Annotated in this window: 2 protein-coding genes, 1 tRNA gene and 1 pseudogene; 2 read left to right on the top strand and 2 right to left on the bottom strand. The window is 70.7% G+C overall.

Going from position 1 to position 2220, the window contains the following annotated elements:
• Both ACWEN3_RS45640 and ACWEN3_RS45645 read right to left on the bottom strand, forming a co-directional pair.
• The coding region (locus tag ACWEN3_RS45640) for an AfsR/SARP family transcriptional regulator (protein ID WP_452984243.1) at window positions 1-412 on the bottom strand (412 nt) is incomplete at its 3' end.
• A 289-nt stretch (window positions 413-701) separates the two neighbouring features.
• Window positions 702-797: transfer RNA gene (locus tag ACWEN3_RS45645), tRNA-OTHER, on the bottom strand.
• A 175-nt stretch (window positions 798-972) separates the two neighbouring features.
• Between ACWEN3_RS45645 and ACWEN3_RS45650 the strand changes: the two genes are divergently transcribed.
• The gene (locus tag ACWEN3_RS45650) at window positions 973-1980 is read left to right on the top strand and encodes a DUF2156 domain-containing protein (RefSeq protein WP_452984245.1); all 1008 of its coding nucleotides are present in this window, start codon (window positions 973-975) and stop codon (window positions 1978-1980) included.
• Between the two features lie 163 nt (window positions 1981-2143).
• A pseudogene (locus ACWEN3_RS45655) lies at window positions 2144-2220 on the top strand (Holliday junction branch migration protein RuvA); the annotation flags it as partial.

Consider the following 2220-nt stretch of genomic DNA (forward strand, 5'->3'; position numbering starts at 1 on the left):
CGCGCCACAGCGCCAGCGCCCCGCCGAGCAGCCGGGCGGTGCGCGCCGCGTCGTCCGGCGAGGCCGACTCCGCCTGCCGCACGGCCCGCACGAACTCGGCGGCGTCCAGCTCGCCCTCGCCGACGCCGAGCCGGTAGCCCGCGGGGTGGATGGTGACCCGGGAGGCCGGCCGGTCCGGCTCCAGCGCACGGAGCCTGCGGCGCAGCCGGCTGACGTGCGCTTGCAGGGCGTTGGCCTGGTTGTCGGGTAAGGAGTCGCCCCACATCTCCTCGGCCAGGCTCTCCCCGGAGATCGGCAGGCCCTCGCTGACCAGCAGGGTCTGCACCAGGCTGCGCTGCAGATCGCCGGAGACATCCGCGGGGCCCGCGGCGGTGCGTATCTCCAGTGCCCCGAGAACGGAGAACCTCAGCATGTCTTTCCCCCTTGATGACAATTCCTCGGCGACGGTGTTTCTGGGGTGGTGCTGCGGTGAAAGACAGGGTGACCGAACGCGCCGCGCCCCGGCGGGCCTCGACTCCTTGAGCGGCTCGCCGGGGCGTCTGCTCCGCCGGGACGGGGGGCGGCCGGCGGTTCCTGGAGGATCCGGTGCTCCAGCGCCTTCGGCGAAGCACCGGCTGGGGGGTGATCTGATGCCGCACGCCGGGTCGGTGAATTCCCGTTCACCCCGACCGGAAATTGCGTCCGGCCATGGTTCCGGCTGATGGCGGAGAGGGCAGGGTTTGAACCTGCGTGGACCTTGTCAGGCCCGACCAGAGCTGTGCTCCAGGTCCCCGATCGGCCACTCCGGGCACCTCTCCTCGCTTCCGGCTCCGGTTCCCCGTGCCGTTCACATGGACCACATTGACAGTTGCTGCTGACGGAATGCTGACACGCTTCTGACACAGGCAATGAATTTCCAACTGCCCTTTTCGTGAACAACCTTGCGGTGCTGTACTCCCTTCGACGGAATACGCTCCCGAAAGGGGTACGGGAATGACCGCGACCACCACCGAAACCGGCACCGACAGCCGGATTCTCGACGCGATACGCGCCCACACCACGAGCGAGAACCCGAGTTCGTTCCTGGCGCTCAACAGCGGAAACAGTGTCTTCACCGTCCCGGGCGCGGACGGTGTCGTCGTCTACCGCCGCACCGGCCGCTGGGCCGTCCAGTTCGGCGGCCCCTTCGCCGCCGAGCGGGACTACGACACCCTGCTCGACGCCTTCCGGACCTACGTCCGCGACGAGGGCCTGAGCCTGGTCGGCGTGCAGCTCCAGCGCACCGACGCCGAGCGGTACGCCCGGCGCGGCTGCGCCGTCAACCAGGTCGGCGCCTCCTGGGCGGTGAGCCTCGCGGAGTTCACCCTGCGCGGCACCAAGTTCATGCAGCTGCGCAACAAGATCTCCCGCGCCCACCGCAACGGCCTGCAGATCCAGGAGGCCGACGCGGTCGACGAGCGGGACGCCATCGCCGCCATCGACCAGGCCTGGCTCGGCTCCAAGGGCGGCGCCCAGCAGCTTGAGTTCCTCGTCGGCCAGATCGGCGGCCCGGCCCAGGCCCACCGCCGGCTGTTCACCGGCACCATCGACGGCGCCCCGGTCGCCTACATCTCGTACTCGCCGGTGTACGGCAGCCGGGCCGGCTGGATGCACGACCTCAGCCGGCGCGTCCCCGAGGGCTCCCCGGGCCTGATGGAGGCCATCAACGCGCACGCCATCGAGGTGTTCCGGGCCGAGGGCGTCGAGTGGCTGCACTTCGGTTTCACGCCGTTCACCGGGCTCGACGCGAGCCACGAACTCGACGGCCACAGCCCCGCGTTCCAGTGGCTGATGCACGCCCTGTGGGCCGAGGGCGCCGCGCTGTACCCGGCGCAGACCCAGCTGTCGTACAAGCAGAAGTGGGCCCCCGACGTGGTCATCCCGGAGTACGTCGCCATCGACGGACCGCAGGCCTCGCTGCCCGGCTTCGCGCACGTCTTCCGCGCCTGCAACGCCTTCTGACACCCGCTCGGCGCCCCTGCGGCGCACCCACACCCGAACAGGAGACGACGAGATGAGCCAGTCCACCGAGGAACTCCAGCACGCCATGGTCGAGCAGCTCATGGCCGTGATCGGCGCACCCGACGACGAGCAGGTCGCCGAGGCCGCCGACGCGGTCGTCCGCGCCCAGAAGCTGCTCCTGGAGCTGAAGGACCGGCTCGGCGCGCCCGTCGGCACCGCCCCCGCCATCGGCGCCCCGGT

The sequence above is a fragment of the Streptomyces sp. NPDC004561 genome (assembly GCF_053602155.1).

Excerpts from the sequence above, each read along its gene's own strand:
- ACWEN3_RS45650 (WP_452984245.1), top strand. The coding sequence starts at position 973 with ATGACCGCGACCACCACCGAAACCGGCACCGACAGCCGGATTCTCGAC.